At 34.8% G+C, this 21,929-nt stretch carries 21 protein-coding genes and 1 tRNA gene; 13 read left to right on the plus strand and 9 right to left on the minus strand.

Annotation, left to right across the window (positions count from 1 at the left end; genetic code table 11):
* The first annotated feature begins 14 nt into the window (after positions 1 to 14).
* The 9 genes from EJ01_RS02660 to EJ01_RS02700 all read left to right on the plus strand — a co-directional run bounded on the left by EJ01_RS02660 (position 15) and on the right by EJ01_RS02700 (position 9,982).
* Entirely contained in the window at positions 15 to 1,142 is a 1,128-nt protein-coding gene (locus tag EJ01_RS02660) for a DUF362 domain-containing protein (protein ID WP_048080367.1), read from the plus strand.
* 213 nt (positions 1,143 to 1,355) lie between these two features.
* Positions 1,356 to 2,306, plus strand: a complete 951-nt coding sequence (locus EJ01_RS02665) for an SPL family radical SAM protein (protein ID WP_245611135.1) — start codon at positions 1,356 to 1,358, stop codon at positions 2,304 to 2,306.
* A gap of 56 nt (positions 2,307 to 2,362) precedes the next feature.
* The gene (locus EJ01_RS02670; protein ID WP_048080368.1) at positions 2,363 to 3,202 is read left to right on the plus strand and encodes a TIM barrel protein; all 840 of its coding nucleotides are present in this window, start codon (positions 2,363 to 2,365) and stop codon (positions 3,200 to 3,202) included.
* A gap of 220 nt (positions 3,203 to 3,422) precedes the next feature.
* Entirely contained in the window at positions 3,423 to 4,544 is a 1,122-nt protein-coding gene (locus tag EJ01_RS02675) for an AAA family ATPase (protein ID WP_048080369.1), read from the plus strand.
* A gap of 172 nt (positions 4,545 to 4,716) precedes the next feature.
* Entirely contained in the window at positions 4,717 to 5,499 is a 783-nt protein-coding gene (locus EJ01_RS02680; RefSeq protein WP_048080370.1) for a DUF4013 domain-containing protein, read from the plus strand.
* Positions 5,500 to 5,756: 257 nt separating this feature from the next.
* On the plus strand, positions 5,757 to 6,890 hold the full coding sequence (locus EJ01_RS02685; protein ID WP_048080371.1) for a trans-sulfuration enzyme family protein: 1,134 nt from the start codon (positions 5,757 to 5,759) through the stop codon (positions 6,888 to 6,890).
* A gap of 305 nt (positions 6,891 to 7,195) precedes the next feature.
* The gene (thiI, locus tag EJ01_RS02690; RefSeq protein ID WP_048080372.1) at positions 7,196 to 8,347 is read left to right on the plus strand and encodes a tRNA uracil 4-sulfurtransferase ThiI; all 1,152 of its coding nucleotides are present in this window, start codon (positions 7,196 to 7,198) and stop codon (positions 8,345 to 8,347) included.
* A 160-nt stretch (positions 8,348 to 8,507) separates the two neighbouring features.
* Complete coding sequence (locus EJ01_RS02695; RefSeq protein ID WP_084689107.1) at positions 8,508 to 9,329, plus strand: sulfide-dependent adenosine diphosphate thiazole synthase; 822 nt, start codon at positions 8,508 to 8,510, stop codon at positions 9,327 to 9,329.
* Positions 9,330 to 9,544: 215 nt separating this feature from the next.
* Positions 9,545 to 9,982 (plus strand): MOSC domain-containing protein, encoded by a 438-nt coding sequence (locus EJ01_RS02700; protein ID WP_048080566.1) that lies wholly within the window; start codon positions 9,545 to 9,547, stop codon positions 9,980 to 9,982.
* Between the two features lie 14 nt (positions 9,983 to 9,996).
* On the opposite strand, the gene nifU is transcribed toward EJ01_RS02700, so the two are convergent.
* From nifU to EJ01_RS02720, 4 genes are all read right to left on the minus strand, one after another.
* On the minus strand, positions 9,997 to 10,413 hold the full coding sequence (gene nifU, locus EJ01_RS02705; protein ID WP_048080374.1) for a Fe-S cluster assembly scaffold protein NifU: 417 nt from the start codon (positions 10,411 to 10,413) through the stop codon (positions 9,997 to 9,999).
* 29 nt (positions 10,414 to 10,442) lie between these two features.
* Positions 10,443 to 11,618 (minus strand): cysteine desulfurase NifS, encoded by a 1,176-nt coding sequence (gene nifS / locus EJ01_RS02710; protein WP_048080567.1) that lies wholly within the window; start codon positions 11,616 to 11,618, stop codon positions 10,443 to 10,445.
* A 204-nt stretch (positions 11,619 to 11,822) separates the two neighbouring features.
* Positions 11,823 to 13,292, minus strand: coding sequence for a homoserine O-acetyltransferase MetX (gene metX, locus EJ01_RS02715; RefSeq protein WP_048080375.1), 1,470 nt, complete (start codon positions 13,290 to 13,292; stop codon positions 11,823 to 11,825).
* 71 nt (positions 13,293 to 13,363) lie between these two features.
* Positions 13,364 to 14,671, minus strand: a complete 1,308-nt coding sequence (locus EJ01_RS02720) for an O-acetylhomoserine aminocarboxypropyltransferase/cysteine synthase family protein (protein WP_048080376.1) — start codon at positions 14,669 to 14,671, stop codon at positions 13,364 to 13,366.
* A gap of 333 nt (positions 14,672 to 15,004) precedes the next feature.
* On the opposite strand from EJ01_RS02720, the gene EJ01_RS02725 reads away from it, so the two are divergent.
* Together EJ01_RS02725 and cysS are read left to right on the plus strand one after the other, a co-directional pair.
* Positions 15,005 to 15,075, plus strand: a tRNA-Cys gene (locus EJ01_RS02725).
* Between the two features lie 144 nt (positions 15,076 to 15,219).
* Positions 15,220 to 16,593, plus strand: a complete 1,374-nt coding sequence (gene cysS, locus EJ01_RS02730) for a cysteine--tRNA ligase (protein ID WP_048080377.1) — start codon at positions 15,220 to 15,222, stop codon at positions 16,591 to 16,593.
* Between the two features lie 142 nt (positions 16,594 to 16,735).
* Here the strand turns inward: cysS and EJ01_RS02735 are convergent, their stop codons facing one another.
* The 3 genes from EJ01_RS02735 to cysK all read right to left on the minus strand — a co-directional run bounded on the left by EJ01_RS02735 (position 16,736) and on the right by cysK (position 19,148).
* Complete coding sequence (locus tag EJ01_RS02735; RefSeq protein ID WP_048080378.1) at positions 16,736 to 17,131, minus strand: transcriptional regulator; 396 nt, start codon at positions 17,129 to 17,131, stop codon at positions 16,736 to 16,738.
* Positions 17,132 to 17,364: 233 nt separating this feature from the next.
* Positions 17,365 to 18,078, minus strand: a complete 714-nt coding sequence (cysE, locus tag EJ01_RS02740; RefSeq protein ID WP_048080379.1) for a serine O-acetyltransferase — start codon at positions 18,076 to 18,078, stop codon at positions 17,365 to 17,367.
* Between the two features lie 89 nt (positions 18,079 to 18,167).
* A complete protein-coding gene (gene cysK / locus EJ01_RS02745; protein WP_048080380.1) occupies positions 18,168 to 19,148 on the minus strand; it encodes a cysteine synthase A in 981 nt (326 codons plus the stop codon).
* A gap of 352 nt (positions 19,149 to 19,500) precedes the next feature.
* Between cysK and EJ01_RS02750 the strand changes: the two genes are divergently transcribed.
* Complete coding sequence (locus EJ01_RS02750) at positions 19,501 to 20,451, plus strand: DMT family transporter (protein ID WP_048080381.1); 951 nt, start codon at positions 19,501 to 19,503, stop codon at positions 20,449 to 20,451.
* A 47-nt stretch (positions 20,452 to 20,498) separates the two neighbouring features.
* Here the strand turns inward: EJ01_RS02750 and EJ01_RS02755 are convergent, their stop codons facing one another.
* Positions 20,499 to 20,849: a NifB/NifX family molybdenum-iron cluster-binding protein gene (locus tag EJ01_RS02755; protein ID WP_048080382.1), complete on the minus strand. Its 351-nt coding sequence runs from the start codon at positions 20,847 to 20,849 to the stop codon at positions 20,499 to 20,501.
* A gap of 135 nt (positions 20,850 to 20,984) precedes the next feature.
* Positions 20,985 to 21,383 (minus strand): pyridoxamine 5'-phosphate oxidase family protein, encoded by a 399-nt coding sequence (locus tag EJ01_RS02760; RefSeq protein ID WP_048080383.1) that lies wholly within the window; start codon positions 21,381 to 21,383, stop codon positions 20,985 to 20,987.
* 252 nt (positions 21,384 to 21,635) lie between these two features.
* On the opposite strand from EJ01_RS02760, the gene EJ01_RS02765 reads away from it, so the two are divergent.
* Positions 21,636 to 21,911, plus strand: a complete 276-nt coding sequence (locus EJ01_RS02765) for a MoaD/ThiS family protein (protein ID WP_048080384.1) — start codon at positions 21,636 to 21,638, stop codon at positions 21,909 to 21,911.
* Positions 21,912 to 21,929 lie beyond the last annotated feature (18 nt).

Here is a 21,929-nt window from a genome sequence, read left to right on the forward strand (position 1 = left end):
CTGAAGTGAATAACATGTCAAAAGTCGCTTTACTTAAAACATCACCAGAAACAGTAATTGATGATTATTACAAATTAATGCATCTTACAGATTATGAAAAATCATTATCAAAACAGGACAAAACAGTTTTAAAGCTCAACCTTTCATGGACACTCTACTACCCTGCATGTTCAACTCCCCCATGGCAGCTTGAAGGGGTTTTAAATACATTAAAAAAAGACGATTACAAGGATATTGTAGCTGTAGAGAACCAGACTGTGGTAACTCACCCATGGAAAGGAGCATACTACAACAAATGGTTACCTCTATTAAAGGAGAATGAAATAGATTTTCAACCATTAACAGACGTAGAATGGGAAACTCATAAACCTAAATCAGAAATGCTTGCAATGAACGACATATTCGGCGAAGTGTTAGTCCCAAAAATGTTTTACGGTTCTAATGTAGTCCATTTCCCAACAGTAAAAACCCACGGCCACACCACAACTACAGGGGCTATGAAAAATGCTTTTGGTGGATTAATTCCCAAATACAGGCATCATGCCCATAAAAAGATACATGAGGTCCTTGTCGATTTACTGGCAATTCAAAAAGAAATCCATAACGGAATCTTCTCAGTTATGGATGGAGGAGTTTGCGGAAATGGCGCAGGACCAAGAACAATGGAACCATACTGCGGAAACATCATCCTTGCCAGTGAAGATCAGGTTGCAATCGATGCCATTGCAGCTAAAATAATGGGCTTCGACCCACTAAAAATAAATTACATCAAAACAGCACACGACAGAGGCCTTGGAATAGGAGATGTTGACCAGATCGAAATAGTGGGAATGGATAATGGAGATCTGAAAAATCTAAACTTCAAATTTGAAACAAGCAGGAGCCCAGTTGTAAAGTGGGATCAAAGAATAAGAAAAAGCACCATGAACATCAAATGGCTGCACCACCTGCTATTTAACTCCCCCATATTTAAAACATTCATTTTTGCGTCCGAATTCTACCATGACAAACTATGGTACCCAACGACAGGAAAAAAGAAAATAAAAGAATTTAAAAAGACCGAATGGGGACAAATGTTTAATAAATATCCATATGGAGACTTTCCAGAGTATAAAGAAATCAAAAACTGGGACCCATATTAACTCCAGATAATTTACTTATATTCTTTTAAAATTCATTTTTGAAGCTTATTTTAATATTATTTCAATTTTTATTCCCAATAGATGCTTATTCGTTTTAAATACTTTTATGGTCAATTTAAACGATTACTGGTTTTATACGGTTCATATTTACATTACTTGTCTAAAACATGTTAAAATTTTAAAGGTTATTTATTTAATTAAAAAATGACAATAATGATTATGGATCTTTACGATTTCAAAAAGCCAGAAAACACCGGACAAAAAATTGAAGTACAACCACAAATAAATAAAATTAATGTTAAATCTATTCTCAATAAACATAAAAAGAGAGATTCATGGTTTTTAAGTGATTACACATTAAATCCATATTACGGGTGTTCGGTTAACTGTCTTTACTGTTACATTCGCGGGAGCCATTACGGCGGAAATATCACCCATAAAACATCTGCCAAAGCAAATGCTCCAGATATCCTGGTAAAACAGCTCAAAAAAAGGGCAAAAAATAAAGAATATGGATTAATAGCCTTAGCAACGTCCAGTGAAGCTTATCCTCAGATCGAAGAAGAATTGAAATTAACAAGATCTATTCTCCAGATAATAAACAGGTTTAAATTCCCTGTAAGTATTTTAACCAAATCTACCCTTGTTTTAAGAGATATGGACATTTTAAAGAGGATCAATGAAAATGCAATTTTACCCCCTGATTTAAAACCTAAATTAAAAGGAGGAGCCATAATATCTTTTTCTTTCTCCACCCCTGATGAAAAATTGGCCAGAATATTTGAACCCAATGCCCCCACACCTAAAGAAAGGCTTGAAACCATGAAAAAGTTTAAAGACGAAGGTTTTAAGGTTGGAGTATGCTACATGCCTGTCCTGCCATTTTTGTCTGATTCAGATAAGCAAATAGAAAAAATGGTAGTACTCGCAAAAAACTACGGAGCTGACTCAATTTTAACTGCAGGACTTACATTATTTGGAGAAGAAACTAATGATTGCAAGACCGTTTATTACAAAATAATTGAAAAAAATTTCCCTGAAATTTTAGAAAAAACAAAGCGTTTATTTGGGGATAATTTTTATCCTACCTCAAAATATCAAAAAGACCTTGCTGAAAGGGCAAATAAAATATGTAAAAAATATGAAATTAAAAACAGATTTTAAATTAAGTAGCCAAAAAATGATATTTATACGATATCTACCAGTAAAAAAGTGATTAAATGAAACAAGACATAAGATTCGGTCCAGCAGGAAGGCCCATAGGATACAAAGGTAAAACCACACAGGTTTGTGATTATATTAAAAAAATAGGGCTTGATGCTTTTGAATATCAAGCTACTTATGGAGTTAGAATTTCAAAACAGTCCGCGCTTGAACTTGGTGAAAATGCGGCCAAAAATGATATTTTGGTTTCAATGCATGGGCCTTACTACATCAATTTATGCTCACAAAAAGAGGATACAATCAAAAAATCAGTTGAAAGATTAGTTCAGTCTGCAAAAGCAGGAGAATGGATGAATTCATACAGAACAGTTTTTCACATGGGTTTTTATACAAAATATTCCCCAGAGGAAGCCATGAAAAAATGTAAAGATGCTATTTCCGAACTCTTAGAAAATATGGAAACGCTTGGAATTAAAAATTATACATTTGCACCAGAAACTACAGGTAAAAAGTCACAATTTGGTTCACTTGACGAGCTAGTAGATATATGCAGGTCTTTTGATAATTTTGCCCCAACTGTAGACTTTGCACACATGCATGCGCGGTCTGGAGGAATTATTAAAACCAAAGAAGATTATGCAAAGATATTCAATAAAATAGAAAAGGAATTAGATTTAAAATCACTTCACTGTCATTTTACAAAGATAGAATACACAGATGCCGGTGAGAAAAAACATCATATACTCGATGATTCAAACTTTGGGCCTCCCCTTACTCCATTACTTGAATTAATTTCAGAAAATGGATTTAATGTCACTTTAATATGTGAAACTCCTTACCTGGATATTGATGCATTAGAAATGAAAAAAGAATACAGCAGTATTTTGAGGGGATAAAATAAAGCAAATGTCAACCAATAATTTTGCACCACACAAAAAATAAAGCCATTTTTCAGGTTTTTTATGCCCATAGGTTTATATACAATCTGAAGCTAAAGTTTTTATTCCTAATCATACATACCATACTATAAAGATGTATAAAATTAAACCAACTTACGAATTTTTATATACAAAAAATTGATTTTTAACATTATATCTAACGCTGGAAGGTGTATTAGTGAAATTTAACAATGTAACGCCTGATTCATATATAGTAGAGAAAAAAATGCCAACAAGTCAAAACGGGCCTAAAAAAGAAGCCAAAGTTGTTGTCCTGCAGTCAGTTGGCTATCCATTCCTATGTAATCTGGTTGAAAGCCCAAAGATAGAGATAGTTAATAAAGAACTTTTTGAACTCTATGCAAGGGAACAATGGGAAGGTTATGAAGTTTGCGAAGGCTCTTTTCTCTTTGATCAAAAATTATTACCGGATTACGCATTTAAAATAATAAAGGCCCATCCAAATAATTCCAAAATAACTGAAAATACCTCAATATTCCTTATGGAAAATGAAGAAAATGAGGAAATCAAAAAAATAGAAACCAACGTCAAAATGGATGATGTAATTGGCCAGGAACGTGCAAAAACAAAATGTAAGATAATAATGAAATACCTGCAGGAGCCTGAGAAATTTAAAGAATGGGCACCTCGAAATGTATTATTCTATGGGCAACCAGGAACAGGGAAAACAATGCTTGCAAAATCCCTCTCCAACGAGCTTAAGGTTCCATTATTCCTTATAAAAGCCACAAGGCTTATAGGAGAACATGTTGGGGATGGCGCAAGGCAAATACACGAGCTTTTTGAAGCTGCATCCCAATCATCCCCTTCAGTCATATTTATAGATGAAATGGATGCTATTGGACTAGATAGAAAATACCAGTCCCTTCGTGGAGACGTTTCAGAGGTTGTAAATGCATTACTCACCGAAATGGATGGAATAGACCAGAATTACGGTGTAGTAACCATAGGTGCGACAAACAATCCCCATCTGCTTGATTTTGCAATAAGGAGCCGTTTTGAAGAAGAAATAGAATTTGAAATCCCAAATAAAGACCAGAGACAAAGCATGCTCGAAAATTATATAAAAACCATGCCTGTTGAAATGAAAGTAGACGTCAAAAGGCTGGCAAATGTGAGTAAAGGTATGTCTGGAAGGGATATAAAAGAGAGGTTGTTAAAAACAGCACTCCATAAAGCAATTTCTGAAGATACCGATTCTGTAACATGGGACCATGTAGAATATGCTCTGAATTTATATAAAAACGAAAAAAATGAACCAAAACACATGTTCGCTTAATTAGATAAAATTTAAAGAATGTTTTTAACGCACAAACATTCTAATCTTCCTTATTTTTAAATAAATATTTGCATATTTTATCTCAGGCATCCCAAAATTCAACTATAGAATCCAAATATTGATAAACATAATCATATCATATTGGATACAGTGTAATCAAGGATGTTCAATTATGAAAATGCGTGAAATACTAATAGATTCAGCAAAATATCCATTACTAAATTTAAAATCACTTTTTTCACTTGGATTTTTGATTTTAATTGGCAGTTTTTTGTTGAGCAGATATTTTGATTCTAACCAGCTTTTCGGATACAAACTAGGTATCACTGGCACAATAATTATTATTTTACTGAGTTTTTTGTTATTAGCTATTACAACTATATTGGAATCAGGTTACACTTTTAAAATTATCGAAAAAAGCTTAACTGGGGCTAAAAAGCCTCCCAAATTAAATAATTTCATCTCTATGTTTAAACATGGGATTAATGAAATAATTATAGCAATTATATATTTTTTAATACCGCTTATTATTTTCATTGTGATTTTAGATGCAGTATTTACTCAAATAAACTTTGGACTACCATCATTTCCCGAAAATATCGTAATTATGCTTATAATCCTTTTAGCATTCTTATTATTCATTTTTGATGTATTATTTACTGTAGCAATACCCCATATGGCCTTTAAAGGAGGTTCATTCGTAGAAGCATTTAAATTGATCGAAATATCTAAAAAAATTAAGCAGATAGGTTTAAAAAAACTATTAGTTGGATATATAATTGTAATTTTAGGATTAGTGGCAGTTGGATGGCCAATACTGCAAGAAATAATAGAATCCGCAAATATATTTGGTTTTGTAATTGCAGAGCTCATAATTGCCCCTTATATCCTGATATTTTATGCAAGATTTACTGCGCTCATATATAACTCCCATCTTTCTCAAAACAAGGATTAAATACATTATTTTGCTTATTAAACATCTAATTAAAAAAATGATCATTTCAATATGGAAAATATCTATGTTTCTTATCAATTGGTTCTAATTTTTTAAGGATATTTTTAAAAACCGAAAAGCATATATAACAATCGTTATATAACAATTGTTACTATAATTGAAGATAATTACCCATTTTCAAAAGCATCAGTTTTTACAGGTTATTTAAATGAATAATAAATGATTAAATAGATTTATACCAATAAATGAGGCAAAATATGAAGTTTAACACGAAATCAGTCCATTCTGGAAGGCAGCCGTGTCCAGCAACAGGCGCAATCTCCACTCCAATATGGCAGACTTCCAATTTCATCTTTGATGACTTAGGGAAGCCTAAAGAACATGATTACACCAGGACAAGTAATCCAACAAGAAAAGCTCTGGAAGATGCACTTGCAGCACTGGAAGGAGGCAATGCAGGATTTGCATTTGCAAGCGGGATGGCTGCAATTACAACTGCCATACACTTCCTGAAAGCAGGAGATCATGTAATAGTTTGTGATGATTGTTATGGTGGGACTTATAGGCTCTTTTCAGAAATAATGACCAAATTTGGGCTCGAATTTACATTTTTAAGGCTTGATAATGAAGAAAAAATTCTAGATGCAGTTAAACCTAATACTAAACTGATATGGACTGAAACTCCATCAAACCCATTACTCAATATTACTGATCTTGAAATGATTTCAAAAATTGCAAAAGAACATGATATACTTACACTTACAGATAACACCTTTTCAAGTCCTTATTTCCTAAGGCCTATTGAGTTTGGAATCGATCTTGTACTGCACTCCACGACAAAATACGTAAACGGGCACTGTGATGTAATTGGAGGCGCAATAGTTACTACAACAGATAAACTGGCAGAAGATGTCCATTTCCAGCTAAATGGGCTTGGAACAGGTGAAGCACCTTTTGATGCATGGCTTGTTCTAAGAGGGTTGAAAACACTGCCCCTTAGAATGGAAAAACATGCCTCAAATGCCATAGCAGTTGCTGAATATTTGCAGGACCATCCAAAAGTTAGCAAAGTCTTTTATCCAGGACTTCCCTCCCATAAAGGACATGAAATTGCTAAAAGACAGATGAAAGGATTCGGAGGAGTTGTATCATTTAAAACTAATTCTAACATAGGGACCTTTTTAAGAGGCCTTAACCTGTTTGCACTTGCTGAATCACTTGGTGGGGCAGATTCGCTTGTTGAACATGCCGCTTCAATGAGCCACGCTTCAATGGGCGAAGAAGGGCGTAAAAATGCAGGAATTACAGATGACCTAATCAGATTGTCTATTGGACTTGAAGATACAGATGATTTAATTGAAGATCTAGATAAAGCACTTTCAAGAGCTTAACAATTTCAAACAGTGAAAATAAAAACACTTTTAATTTTTCTTAATTTACTTTTTATATTTAGAATTCCAAATATAAGCCCACTAATAAATTTAAATTGTTCTTTTAATTTAAAATTCAGAACAAATTTTAAATTTCATAAATATCCTAACTTAAATGAAAAACAATCAATCAGTATCTAAATTAATTTCTTTAAATTAATAGTAATTTTGATTAAAGCCCATAAAATAGTTAATATTGCAAAATAAAGATTATGAAAGTGAATATTCAATTATAACAAATTATTTTTAAAACTGGAGGAATTTTAATGGATTATGATCTTATAATTGTAAGATATGGGGAAATTGGTGTTAAAAGCCCTAAAGTAAGGCGCAGGTTTGAAAACAAGCTCATATCTAATATAAAACGTAAATTAAAATGTGAAATAGATATAAACCAGGGCAGGGTATTTCTATATCCTGAAAATTTTAATGAAGCATGCGAAGTATTGAGTAAAACAATGGGTGTAGTATCATTCAGCCCGGCAGTATCTACAGAGACTGATTTTAACATTATTGAAGAAACCGTCAACGAATATGTGGAAAATTTAATATCTGAAGGTTCATTTTCAAAAGAAAACTCATTTGCAATAAGATGCAGAAGAGTAGGAACACATGAATTTTCAAGCCATGAAATGGCAGGGTTCTGCGGTTCAGTGGTGGTTAAAGCTACAGGTGCACCTGTCAATTTAAGTAACCCTGACTTCGAGCTTTTTGTGGAAGTTAGAGATAACAAAACTTATATTTACCATGAAAAGATTCAAGGAATAGGCGGTCTTCCTATTGGAACCCAGGGTAAAGTTATTGCACTTTTATCAGGAGGTATTGATTCTCCAGTTGCAGCATTTTTAATGATGAAAAGGGGTGTTGAAGTTATAGCGCTCCATTTCAACAACTACCCCTACACTGGAAAATCCAATGAAAAAGTGCTTAAAATTGTTGACAAGCTCAATGAATACTCACCAACACCCATTAAATTTTACGCAGCAGGATACGGAGAATACCTCAAAAAATGCATTGAAGACGCGCCCATTCGTTTAACATGCGTCCTGTGTAAAAGCGGTATGTACAGAATCGCTGAAGAAATCGCTGAAAAAGAAGGTGCCCTTGCAATCGTTGATGGAAGCAGTTTAGGGCAGGTTGCATCACAGACCCTGCCAAACATACTTGCAACAAGGTATCCAACTAGCATGCCTGTTTTAAGCCCTTTAATCGGGATGGATAAAATCGAAATTGAAGAGATAGGTAAAAAAATAGGCACCCTTGATATTTCTATACTTCCAGCACCAGAATGTACAGCAGTTCCACAGTACCCTGAAACAAATGCAAAACTGGATAAAGTTATAGAAGTACTTGAGGAAATTGATTTTGACGCGGAAGTTAAAAAGATTGTTTCTTCACTTGAAGATGGGGAATCTTAATAATAAACTATTAAATTCCCTATAAAATTTATTTCTTTTTTTATAATATTACTGATTTAAATCACCCCAATCATCTATTCTTAAGCTAAAACCCCATCACAATACTTATATGTAACGATTGTTATATAACTATTGTTAAGAAAAAATGAAGGTATTAAAAATGGAAATATTTGCAAAAATATCTGAAAAAGATGTAACAAAGGCAATTGTAGAAGGATTTGCCGAAGAATTTATAGAATATATTGAAAGTGACGTAATTATCGTTGGTGCAGGCCCAAGTGGACTTGTAGCTGCTAAAAAACTCGCAGAAAACGGCGTTAAAACACTTATAATCGAAAGCAACAATTATCTCGGAGGAGGTTTCTGGATAGGTGGTTACCTCATGAACAAGCTAACAGTAAGAGCACCTGGTCAAAAAATCTTTGACGAAATAGGAGTGCCCTACAAAGAGGTAAAAGAAGGATTGTTCGTTGCAGACGGGCCACATGCATGTTCAAAATTAATAGCAAGTGCAATGGATGCCGGAGCCAAAGTAATCAACATGACCAAGTTTGATGATGTTGTTGTTCGTGAAGGACGTGTCAGCGGTACCGTTATAAACTGGACACCAGTTTCTGCACTTCCAAGGGCAATAACCTGTGTTGACCCTGTCGCAATTGAATCCAAAATTGTAATAGATGCAACTGGACACGATGCAGTAGTTGTAAAATCATTAGAAGAGCGTGGACTTGTAGATATAGCCGGATTCGAGGGAATGTGGGTGGAAAAATCAGAAGATGCAATCATCGAACACACAAAAGAAGTTTATCCCGGACTGTATGTAACTGGTATGTCTGTTGCAACCACATTTGGCCAACCAAGAATGGGCCCTACATTCGGAGGAATGCTTCTATCAGGTGAAAAAGTTGCTGAATTGATTATAAAAAATCTAAAAGGTAATAAAAACACCAAAACAAGTGAAACAGCGGCTATCAGCAAATAAATTGAACATATGTGGTTTAACACCATTAATTTATTTTTTAAATCATATAAATCAAAATATAAAATCTTATTTTTACAATAATCTGGTTGATATTATAGCAGCTAAAATCATAGCAGTTTGCACAAGTGAAAAGAAACAAACAAAGAAAATAAACATTGTAGATGCATGTCTATAAAAGAACATCCCATCCACTTTACAATAATCTGGTTGATATCATGGCAGCTAAAATCATAGCAGTTTGCACAAGTGAAAAGAAAGAGACGAAAAAAATAAATGTTGGAGATGCATGTCTTAAGGAGAACTACGGTATTGCTGGTGATGCTCACAGCAGCCAATATACACACAGGCAGATCAGCTTACTTGCAGTTGAAAGTATCAGTAAAATGAGAGACATGGGGTTGAATGTGAATCCTGGAGATTTTGCTGAAAACTTAACTACTGAAGGAATTGATCTTGTGTCCTTACCAGTAGGTGCAAACATATCTATAGGGGAAAAAGTAGTTCTTGAAATAACTCAAATCGGTAAGGAATGCCATACCCGCTGCGCCATTTATTATCAAGCTGGCGACTGCATAATGCCAAAAGAAGGTATTTTTGCAAGGGTATTAACTGGTGGAAGGGTCAAAATAATGGATAAAATAGAAATAATTTGAAATAGGAAAAGTTTCTATTTGCCGCAGGAGCAAATATCCTTACATCTATCTTCAGGTTTCTTTTCTCCCATCTTTTCCTTGTAATTATCGATTGCAGCGTGTAATGCATCTGCAGCAAGATTTGAACAGTGCATTTTAACTGGTGGAAGGCCTTCAAGTTCATCTGCAACATCATTTCTTGTAATTGCCAGGGCTTCTTCGATTGTTTTTCCTACTGCCATTTCAGTTATCATACTGCTTGTTGCAATAGCTGCCCCACACCCAAATGTTTTGAATTTAACATCTTCAATGACATTGTCTTTGACTTTAATATAAATAGTCATTAAATCTCCGCAAGTAGGGTTTCCTACGGTTCCAACACCATCTGCATCTTCTATTTCACCAACATTTCTTGGATTTTGAAAATGGTCCATTACCTTATCACTATACATATAATCAACCTCTAATACACATAAATTAATTATTCTCTCCTTTCTGCCCCAGGTATCGCACACCAAAGAGGAGAAAGTTTTCTAAGGGTCTCAACTACTTCTTTAACTGCAGTTATAACATAATCTACTTCTTCTTCTGTATTTTCTTTTCCAAGTGTTAAACGTAGAGATCCATGTGCTTCAACATGTTCTAAACCAAGTGCTATTAAAACATGCGATGGTTCTAGACTCTTTGAAGAACATGCAGAACCAGTTGAAGCAGCTACTCCTTTTGAATCAAGGTGCAATACCAATGATTCACCTTCAATACCTGTAAATCTTAAATTTACGTTGTTTGGAAGCCTTTTTGTTCTGTGTCCATCCAGGTAAGATTGTTCTATTGAATTCAGTATTCCATCTATTAATTTGTCCCTTAAATTTGTTATATATTTCGCATCTTCCAGCAGGTTTTTTTCTGCAAGTTCGCACGCTTTACCAAGCCCAACGATTCCTGAAACGTTTTCTGTCCCTGGCCTTAATCCTTTTTCATGTCCTCCCCCATGAATTATAGGTTCTAATCTAACTCCTTTTTTAACATATAATGCTCCAATTCCCTTTGGGCCGTAAACTTTATGCGCTGAAAGCGACAGCATGTCGACATTCATCTCTTCCACGTTCACTGGAATTTTACCAATAGTCTGTACAGCATCCGTGTGAAAATAAATTTTATTTTCCCTTGCTATTTTACCAATTTCTGCTATTGGCTGGATGGTTCCAATTTCATTGTTGGCGTGCATGATTGTAATAAGAATGGTTTTGTCAGTTATTGCATCTTCCAGATCAGATACTCGAACAATACCTTCTTCGTAAACAGGGAGATATGTAACTTCAAAGCCATTTTTTTCCAAATATTTGCATGTTTCCCTTACTGCAGGGTGTTCTATAGCACTTGTAATTATGTGATTTCCCTTATTTTTCAGGCGGTATACAGTACCTTTAATTGCGATATTATCTGATTCAGTACCTCCGCTTGTAAAAATAACTTCTTCAGGCTTTGCTCCTATTAAAGAAGCAACCTGTTCCCTTGCAGCTTCCATAGCTTTTCTTGCGTCCCTACCCAGCGAGTATAGCGTAGATGCATTTCCAAAATTATCAACAAAATAGGGCTTCATTGCCTCAAATACTTCTGGATCAACTGGTGATGTAGCTGAATGATCCATATAAATCATTATTTCACCTCAATTTTTTTTAAAATACTGCGTATTTCCTAACCTCGTATTTATTACAAATCAAGTTAAGTATAATATGAACGCTTTGTGATGATCAACCTTTTTAAAATCATAATCCTCAAAATGTAAGGTTTTGTAAGGTCATACTATTGTAAATTACTTAATTATTATATGAAATTTAATTATGTTAAATTTTTTTAATCAGTCCCGGGCCATCAACGTACTGATATGATCAGTTGTTATAATTCCAATGACCCTTTTACCCCCATCAACTACTGGAAGAGAAGATATATTATATTTTTTCATTTTCTCAGCTGCAAGTTCTATGTATTCTTCGGGACAAGCCGTTATGACATTTTTTGTCATTATTTCATCTAATTTACTGCATTTTAAAGCAACTGCCTTAGATATATCCCATGCCGTTACTATACCTATTAACCTGTTATCATCTGCTATAACTGGCAGGTGTGTAACCTTTTCATCAAGCATCAATTTAGCTGCTTCATCTATACTTGCTTCTTCGCTTATCTTAGCAGTCATAGGAGTCATAACATCTCCAACAAGAATTTCAGAAAGGAAACCATTTATTATATAGTTTAACTGACCTGCCTCTAAAAGGAAAGCATCATGCCCATATGGGGATTTAATCTCATGATAGTTTACATCTATGTCATTTGCAGTTAGAGCCATTACTATTTCTTTTGATTGTTCCGGCGGGTAAAGCCAATCAGAATCTACTGAAATAACCAGGAATTTAGCTTTTACATCCTTAAACCCTTCAGCCAACGACCCATTTGCAGTTAAATCAAAATAATCCATGGCCTTTGTTACGTAAAGATAGGTGTTTGCATCAAATCTTTTAACAAATGAGTTACCCTGATAATGGAGATAGCTTTCTACCTGAAAATCCATTGAAAAATCGAATCCATATTTTTCCTTATCCTGAAGTCTTCTACCAAACTTCTGATACATTGATTCATAACTGAGATATGTAATGTGTCCTATCATCCTTGCAAGACTTAAACCTTCTTTTGGTACTTCTCCAGAATAATAAGAGCCGTCATTCCAATTTGGATCGGATACTATAGCCTGCCTGCCTACCTCATTAAAAGCAATTTGCTGTGGGGCAGAACGGGCTGCCGTAGCTATAGGAATAGCCAGTTTAATCATGTCAGGATAAGAAATACACCACTGCAGTACCTGCATCCCCCCCATTGATCCACCTACAACTGCAAAAAGTTGATTGATTCCAAGATGATCTATCAATTTTTTCTGGGCTTTTACCATGTCTGAAAGGGTAATAATTGGAAATTCAAGCCCATAATGCTTTCCAGTTTCAGGATTAATAGATGAAGGACCGGTTGAACCTTTACAACCTCCAATGACATTAGAACAGATAATAAAGTATTTTTCCGTATCCAAACATTTTCCAGGCCCTATTATGATATCCCACCAGCCCGGCTTCTTATCTCCTTCATGCCACCCTGCAGCATGGGCATCTCCGGAAAGTGCATGGCAAATAAGGACAGCATTACTCTTCTCTTTGTTCAATTTACCATAGGTTTCGTATGCTACCGTAACTTCTTTAAGCCTGCTTCCACCTTCCAGAATTAAATCATCTGGAAAAGTGAAATACTGTGTTTCAACAAGCCCAACTGATTCTTTTTTCATTTTCTTAAATCCCATAATATTTGTATGTCCAAATGATATTAAATCAATTTGGACAATTAAAATCGCTTAATTTATATTTTAGATAATGCTTGATCTATGTCCTCTATGATATCTTCAACATTTTCAAGGCCAATAGATAACCTTACAAAGTCTTCAGTAACTCCCGTGCATTCCTGTTCTTCTTTTGTAAGCTGCTGGTGGGTTGTTGATGCTGGATGTATAACCAAGCTCTTTGCATCACCAATGTTTGCAAGGTGAGAGAATAACTCCACATTTTCTATGAATTTTATACCTGCTTCTAACCCTCCTTTAACACCGAAGCCAACTAATCCACCATAGCCTTGTTTTAAGTATTTACTTGCTATTTTATGGTTTACATTATCTTCAAGTCCAGGATAATTGACCCATGCAACTTTTGGATGTTTTTGGAGGTGTTTTGCAACAGCAAGTGCATTTTCCGCGTGTTTTTTAACCCTCAATTCAAGTGTTTCAAGTCCTTGAAGGAACTGAAACGCGTTGAAGGGACTTAAGGTGGGTCCTAAATCTCTTAAAAGTAAAACCCTTGCCCTGATTGTAAATGCAATGTTACCAAGTTCAGGGAAGTCACCAAATGTTTCCCAATATTTAAGTCCATGATAACTTGGGTCCGGTTCAGTAAACTGTGGGAACTTACCATTACCCCAGTTAAAGTTGCCGGAGTCCACTATAACACCCCCAATTGAGGTCCCATGTCCCCCCACATATTTAGTGGCAGATAAAACAACTACATCTGCACCATGTTCTATTGGCCTTAAAAGACCCACTGCCGCCGTATTATCCACTATTAACGGAATTCCTGCTTCATGAGCTATTTCAGCCAGAACTTCAAAATCAGGGACATCTAATTTTGGGTTTCCAAGTGATTCCACATATATTGCCTTAGTTTTTTCATCTATGGCTTTTTTGAATTCTTCAGGTTTGGTAGAGTCAACAAATTTTACAGTTCGCCCCAGATCAGGGAATGTGTAGTTTAATAATTCATATGTTCCACCGTAAAGGTTGTCTCCAGATACTATATTATCCCCTAACTTAGTAGCATTTAAAAGGGCAATAAATATTGCAGAAAGTCCTGATGAAACTGAAAGCGCTGTATGGCCCCCTTCTATTGCGGCTATCCTCTTTTCAAATACGTCATTGGTAGGGTTCATTATTCGAGTGTATATATTTCCAAACTCTTTAAGGCCAAATAGATTTGCTGCATGTTCAGTATCCTTAAAAACATACGATGATGTTAAGTAGATCGGTACAGCCCTTGATCCGGTTGCTGGATCTGGTTCTTCCTGACCTACATGTAATCCCAGTGTGCTTAATCCACGTTCTTTTTTCTTTTCTTCTGTCATTTTACATTTCTCCCAATAAATTTTGATTATTGGCATCTTTTAGCCCATAGTTATCCATAATTTAATAGATTTAAACTCTCAAAAGCTATATTCCGAGATTATAATAGCATTTTTAGAGCCCTATGATCAAATCACTATAACAATTGTTATATTTAATAACTGCTTTCTTCTTATTTAAGGTTTGCCTATTCTTAAGTAAACGGAAGTATACTCAACAATTCTGACCCCAATCATAGTAAAACTAAATTTATTATGAACTACAGAATAGTTATCAGCTTTGGTAAAGTATTTATATAACAATCGTTAACTTAATAACTAAGCCGAAATATTTTTGCCGAGATGACCGAGCGGCTAGGTGCGTGGCTGCAGACCATGATACTTGGGTTCAAATCCCAATCTCGGCCTTTAATACAAATAGAAAAGTAAATTTTCGAAAGCTATTTTATTTAAACAGAAATTAGATTAAAATAACAATTAATAAATACTATTTTAATCTTATTATCCAATAATAAGCATTTTTTAATTTAACTTGAGTTTGAGGCAGAATAATGAAAGTATACAATACCATGACCCGTAAAAAAGAAGAATTAAGGCCCATGAACAAAAATAGAATAAAAATGTTTGTGTGTGGACCAACAGTTTACGATGAGTCCCACATAGGGCATGGAAGAACTTACATCGCTTTCGATGTTATTGCAAGATATCTTAAATATAAAGGATACAGCGTTTTTTATCTGGAAAATATCACAGATATAGATGATAAAATAATCAAAAGAGCATCTGAACTTGGAGTTGAACCATTAGAACTTGCAAAAAAATATGAAAGCCTCTACTTTAAAGATATGGAACTATTAGGCGTAACCAATGTTAATTATTATGCAAGGGCAATGGAACACCTTACTGAAATAATAAATCAAATTCAAACATTGGTAGATAAAGGATTCGCATATGAAACATCTACAGGTGTCTACTTTGATGAATCTAAGTTAGAAGATTTTGGAAAACTCTCAAACAGGAATATTGAAGACTTAAATATTCATAGAGTTAATTTAGATTCCACAAAAAGAAACCCTGGAGATTTTGCACTTTGGAAAAAAAGAGACGAAAAACCATCATGGGACTCCCCATGGGGTAAAGGACGGCCCGGATGGCACATTGAAGATACTGCAATAACTGAAACCTATTTTGGAGGTCAGTTTGATATTCATGGAGGAGGGTTAGACCTCATATTCCCCCATCACGAAGCAGAAATCGCTCAGATGGAATCTGCAACTGGTAAAAAACCAATGGTCAAATACTGGATGCATACAGGTTTTTTAAATGTCAGCGGAGAGAAAATGTCCAAGTCACTTGGAAATTTCGTTACAATAGAAGAACTGCTCAAAGAATATGACCCCCAGGTCTTCAGGTACTTTGTTCTTTCAACCCATTACAGAAGTCCAATTGATTTCAGTGATGATGCGCTAATGCAGTCACAAAACAGCCTTAAAAGGATTCACAAAGTAATGAAAACAGTAGATGAGCTTTTAGAAAGCAATATAACTAATGAAAATAGACATGATGAAAAATATCTTCAATTACTGGAAGATACTAAAGAAGAATTCTTAGATGCAATGGACAATGATTTTAATACCCCAATTGCACTCTCGGCACTTTTCAATCTAGTAAGAGATATAAATAAAGGAATAAATGAAGAAGAAATCTCTAAAAAGGTATTTAAAGAAATAAAAAATTTACTAAATGAATTTGGAGATATTTTAGGGCTTACTTTTTCAGTAGAATCAGTTAAAAGCGATTCTGATGAATTAGTTAATATCTTAATTGATGTAAGAGAAGAGCTCCGTAAAAAGAAAGATTATGAGCTATCAGATAAAATTAGAAGTCAGTTAAGAGATGCTGGAATAGATTTAGAGGATAAATAAACCTTTTTTAATTTCTAAGTGAATGATATCGTTTAATTCAAAAAAAGTACAATTTTTTTACTTCAAATTTAGTTTTAAAAAGAATAAATAGTATATAATATACCCTATTTCAAAAAAATGATTAATTAGAGTATAACTCCAATTAAATGCAGTAATCCATATCTGCGTCCCTATTAGAACCCAAACATGCATTACAACCGGTAGGAATTTTATCTTTTTCTTTATGCAGCTGACAGATTATTTCCTCAGCTTTAACATTTTTACATATTTCACATATTCTTTGAATGATGCGGTCCGGTCCAAGCTCTTGCTCCGTTAGATCTTTTGCAAGCATTTTAATCATATTCTGGGTCTTATCATCAAATTTGATCCCATGTCCTCGTTTATCACTTACATACTGTGAAACTGCAGGCTGAGTTATGTCCAGCAGCTCAGAAATCCTTTTTTGTTTTATACCTAACTTAAGAAGCTCTTTAGCTAATTCGGACCTTATACTTGGAATTACGTACCATACAACTATTTCACATGGCGGTCTCATTTTATCACCCTCATCTAATATATTATTTTGAAATTTAGTTAATTATTTTTGGAAATTAAACTTTAAATAACACAGTTAACTGAACAATATAACATATGTTATAAGGTTTTATATACTATACGGTTCTACAGGTACAATTAACTTAACCCTATTTAATTCAATATTAAATTGTTTAATTAAATGAATTATAAAATTAAGGTATCATTAAATCTTAAAAAAAATAAGCGATGTAATTAGATGCCTGCCCCTTCTGAAAATATTTCTTCAATCTCTGATTTTTTATTAAACAATTCATCTAAATTTATAGTTGTTGTAGACAATCCTAACGCTTTAAGCTGCATTTCCATTTCATCCTGGCGCTGCAAAATAAGTTTAATCACTTCTGCAATTGGATCAGGTAATTCTCCGTGATCAAGATCAATAGCGCATTTCCTTTTCTCTTTGACATTCCTTCCAGGTATTCCAACTACTGTAGACCCTGGAGGAGCTGATTTTAAAACTACTGAACCTGCACCAACCTTTGAACAATCCCCAATAGTAATATCCCCTATTATTTTAGCTCCTGAGCCTATAACGACCCCACTACCAATTGTTGGGTGTCTTTTCTTCCGTTCAAGGCTTGTTCCACCAAGTACAACGCCCTGGTAGATCAACACATCATCTCCTACAATTGCAGTTTCTCCAACTACAACACCCATCCCATGATCGATGAAAACTCTTTTTCCAATTTTTGCCCCAGGATGTATTTCAATACCAGTTAGGAGGCGGGAAAGTGCAGATATAAATCGCCCAGTAAATAAATGGTTACGAATCCAGAACCAGTGAGCTATTTCATACCCCCATATAGCATGAAGTCCAGGATATGTGAGAAATATTTCTAATTTACTTCTTGCTGCTGGATCCCTCAGCATCACCATTTCTATATCCTCTTTGATCCTTTCAAACATGATATTGGCCTCCTACCCAATTATTAAAAACAAAATTATGACATACGTAGCAGGTATCGCATGTCTTTATATTATGAACATTTTTTTACTTAAAGTTGAACACCTTCAGCAGTATGGAAGATTTTTTCAAATACCCATTCCATACTCAAGTACCTTTCTCCAGTATCGGGGAGAATTACAACGATTCTTTTACCTTTATTTTCTTCTCTTTTTGCAAGCTGGACAGCAGCCCATGTTGCAGCTCCAGAAGAAATTCCTGCAAAGATTCCTTCTTCCCTTGCAAGTCTGAGCAGTGTATCTGCTGCATCTTCATCTTTTACTGGGATAATTTCATCTACTAATTCGGGTTTATATACATCAGGGACAAATCCTGCACCTATTCCTTGAATCTTGTGAGGTCCAGATTTTCCGCCAGATAATACAGGAGAAGTTGCAGGTTCAACGGCAACAGCCTTGAGATCCGGATTATGTTCTTTTAAAACTTCTGCAATACCTGTTATTGTTCCACCAGTACCTACACCCGCCACTATGATATCTACTTTACCGTCAGTGTCTCTTAATATTTCCTGTGCTGTGGTTTCCCTGTGAATTTTAGGGTTTGCAGGGTTTTTAAACTGCTGAAGTACTACAGCATTTGGTATTTCTTTAACAAGCTCTTCGGCCTTTGCTATTGCCCCCGGCATCCCATTAGCGCCAGGAGTAAGTACTATCTCAGCCCCAAACAATGCCAGCAATTTTCTACGCTCTATAGACATTGTATCCGGCATCGTAAGGATTAATCTGTACCCTTTTGCTGCTGCAACAAATGAAAGTGCAATTCCAGTGTTTCCGCTTGTAGGTTCAATTATAACTGAGTCTTTATTTATAACTCCAGCTTCTTCCCCAGCTTCAACCAGTGCAACACCAATTCTATCTTTTACACTGCTTATTGGGTTAAATGATTCAAGCTTTGCAACTACTTCTGCTTCTGCCCCTTCCGTAACCCTATTTAACCTGACCAAAGGAGTATTTCCTATAAGTTCTGTTGCATCATTTGCTATTCCTCTTGTTAATTCAGGTATATTTACCATTTTTTCACCTTATTTTCTCCATTTTTTTATTGTTTTTTATGATTTATATAACTATTGTTATAATATAACAATTGTTAAGTAATGATTATAGAAGATGCGGCAGAGGATGCCCATATATAATAATAGTTATAATCACCATTAGTGTGCTGATTACTATAAATACTTAACGATCGTTAAGTTATTGAAAGTTGGAAAACATTAGTCATGTTACTGAAAGCCAGCGGACTTTAAACTCATAGTGAAAATCATCAGAAAAGTCGCCGATTAATATAGATTTAAATACAAGCTCCAGCAATACTATACTTTTCTCGCTTTTAAAAGTATTCATTATCCAATTTAAGTGAAGATTTTTATGTATAAACAAGTTAAGCCCATAAAGAACAACAACACATCGCTGGTGATTGCCGGCCTCATTCTCACCAATATCTTCTGGGGAGCATCAGGAGTAGCTGTGAAAGTTGCACAGCTGCAGTTGGGAACCTTTGAAATTGTAGCCCTGCGATTTATCGCTGCAATGCCGCTTTTAATCACTGCCACAGTATTATGGAAAGGCTGGGGAGCCCTAAAAATAGATAAGAAAGATTTACCTTATATTGCGATACTAGCGTTTCTAGGTATCCCACTCGAATTTTTGCTGCAGGTAACTTCACTGGCATATACCACAGCCACATGTTTTACCCTTATATTCAGCCTTTCTCCATTCTTTATAATTTTCGCGTCTGCAGTTTTAATTAAAGAGAAAATTACCAGACATAAAGCTATTGGTGCATTAATCGGGTTTATAGGAGTAACATTCATAATTACAAACGGCAGTTTAGCTGTCCCCACTAATCTTCTAGGAGATGCCGTTGCCATCATGGCCAATATAGTCTGGGCACTTTATACAGTCCTGGGAAAATCAATAAATGAGAAATACTCTGCACTTACAGTACTCAATTATACTTTTATATTTGGAGCACTTGAATTATTGCCATTTTATTTTATATCTCCAAGATTATCTCCTGCAGCATTCACTGAATCTACATGGATAGCAATGATATTCCTTACCATCTTCTGTTCCCTCGTTGCATTTTTACTGTATAATTACGGTACAGAAAAGCTGCCAGCTTCCATTGCAGGCATGTTTATATACGTTCAGCCGTTATCAGGCGTAGCTTTAGCTGCCATAGTACTTGGAGAGTCAATAACTATTTACACGATACTTGGAACATTCCTTATCATATACGGAATATATGAAGCAGAACGCAGAGGCGGCTTAATAAACGGGATAAAAAACGTTGAAAATAACCGTAAATCTCAATAAATCCCAATTAATTACTGTAAAAATAGAATGTATTTAAAAATAGTATTTTATGAGTCTTCTTCTTCGGATTCTTCCCGAATTAACTCATATACTTTATTCAGAGCATCTTCAATTAGCATAGGTATTATTACAGGCTGAATTCCATGTGCTATAAGTTTATCTCCCGCCCCACGGCCCACCTGGCTGACCAGTACACCATCAACATCTGAAATAACTTTTATAGTGTCTTCAGTGGTACTTCCACCAGAAGGATTACAAGAAGGAGTGTTTTCTCGAAGTTCCAGAACTTCATAGCTGCCGTCATCTTTAAGTTCAACTATTAAAAACTGATTTGCTCTACCAAAATGCTGGTTTACAAATTTTCCATCGCTGGTTGCAATTGCTAATTTATGGGACATTTTAAAACCTCATTATTAATATAAAATTCATTATATTTAGAATTTTAAATAAATTAGAAACTTAAAAATTGCAGTTAACAAAAGATAATTCAAGCTTAAAGGCAAGTGAAAGTGGTTTTAAGAAGATTTATCTTCTTAAACGACTTTTACGCCTGCTTCGGGGCCGGGCTGAACTGAATAAATTTCTTCTACTTTTAACAGGACCGCTGCTTTGGGTGCGTGTTTGCTCGATACGCTTTTTACCCAGTCAACAGCTTCATCAAAGTATTTACCTGATTCAGCTACTTCTACAGTTCCTTTAAACTGATAAGGGCATTTTGAAGCGTCCCTAGGAACTAAACTTGCTTTTGGGTTATTTTCAAGATTTTTACGGGTTTTATTCATATAATTGTCCACGATCATTATGGTTTTGCTGTCCATGGGTCTTGCAAATCCAATTGGAACAACATTAGGAGTTCCATCAGCTGTTGAAGTTGCAAAGAAAACCACATTCTCTCTTTCTACAGCATCCATCATTTCTTTTGTCATTACCATTTAAATCACCAGTTATACTTATAACAATTGTTAATATATAATCTTTTTGCAAAAATTACCCTGTAAATCAATTTAATTTCAAATTGACTGAAAAATATTAAAAATATGATTAAGATGGTAAAACTTATAACATTTATTATAACAATAGTTATAAAAGAAGTCAGCTTAAAATCAAAATATTGCCAATTTGAGCTAAGTTGATGTTAATTTAGATTTACATATTTTTAAATCAAACAAATCAGGAGAAATATTATGGTTAATATAAAATTTTTAGCACGTTTTAGAGACATTACAGGAGAAAGATCTGTATCCCTTGAATACAACGGAAGTATTTCAGACTTAATGAACACCCTCACCGAAAAATACGGGAACGAATTTAAAGATGCTTTATTTGATAAAGAAGGAAATCTAAGAGATTACATGAAAATAATCGTGAACGGCGAAGATGTTGAGTCAAATGGAGGCTTAGAATCAAACATCGGAGACAATGATGAAGTTGTAATCTTCCAAACTATCGCAGGGGGTTAATTTCCCAATTTTACACTT

Origin of the sequence: Methanobacterium veterum (genome assembly GCF_000745485.1) — an archaeon.
In the GTDB taxonomy this organism is placed as follows: domain Archaea; phylum Methanobacteriota; class Methanobacteria; order Methanobacteriales; family Methanobacteriaceae; genus Methanobacterium_D; species Methanobacterium_D veterum.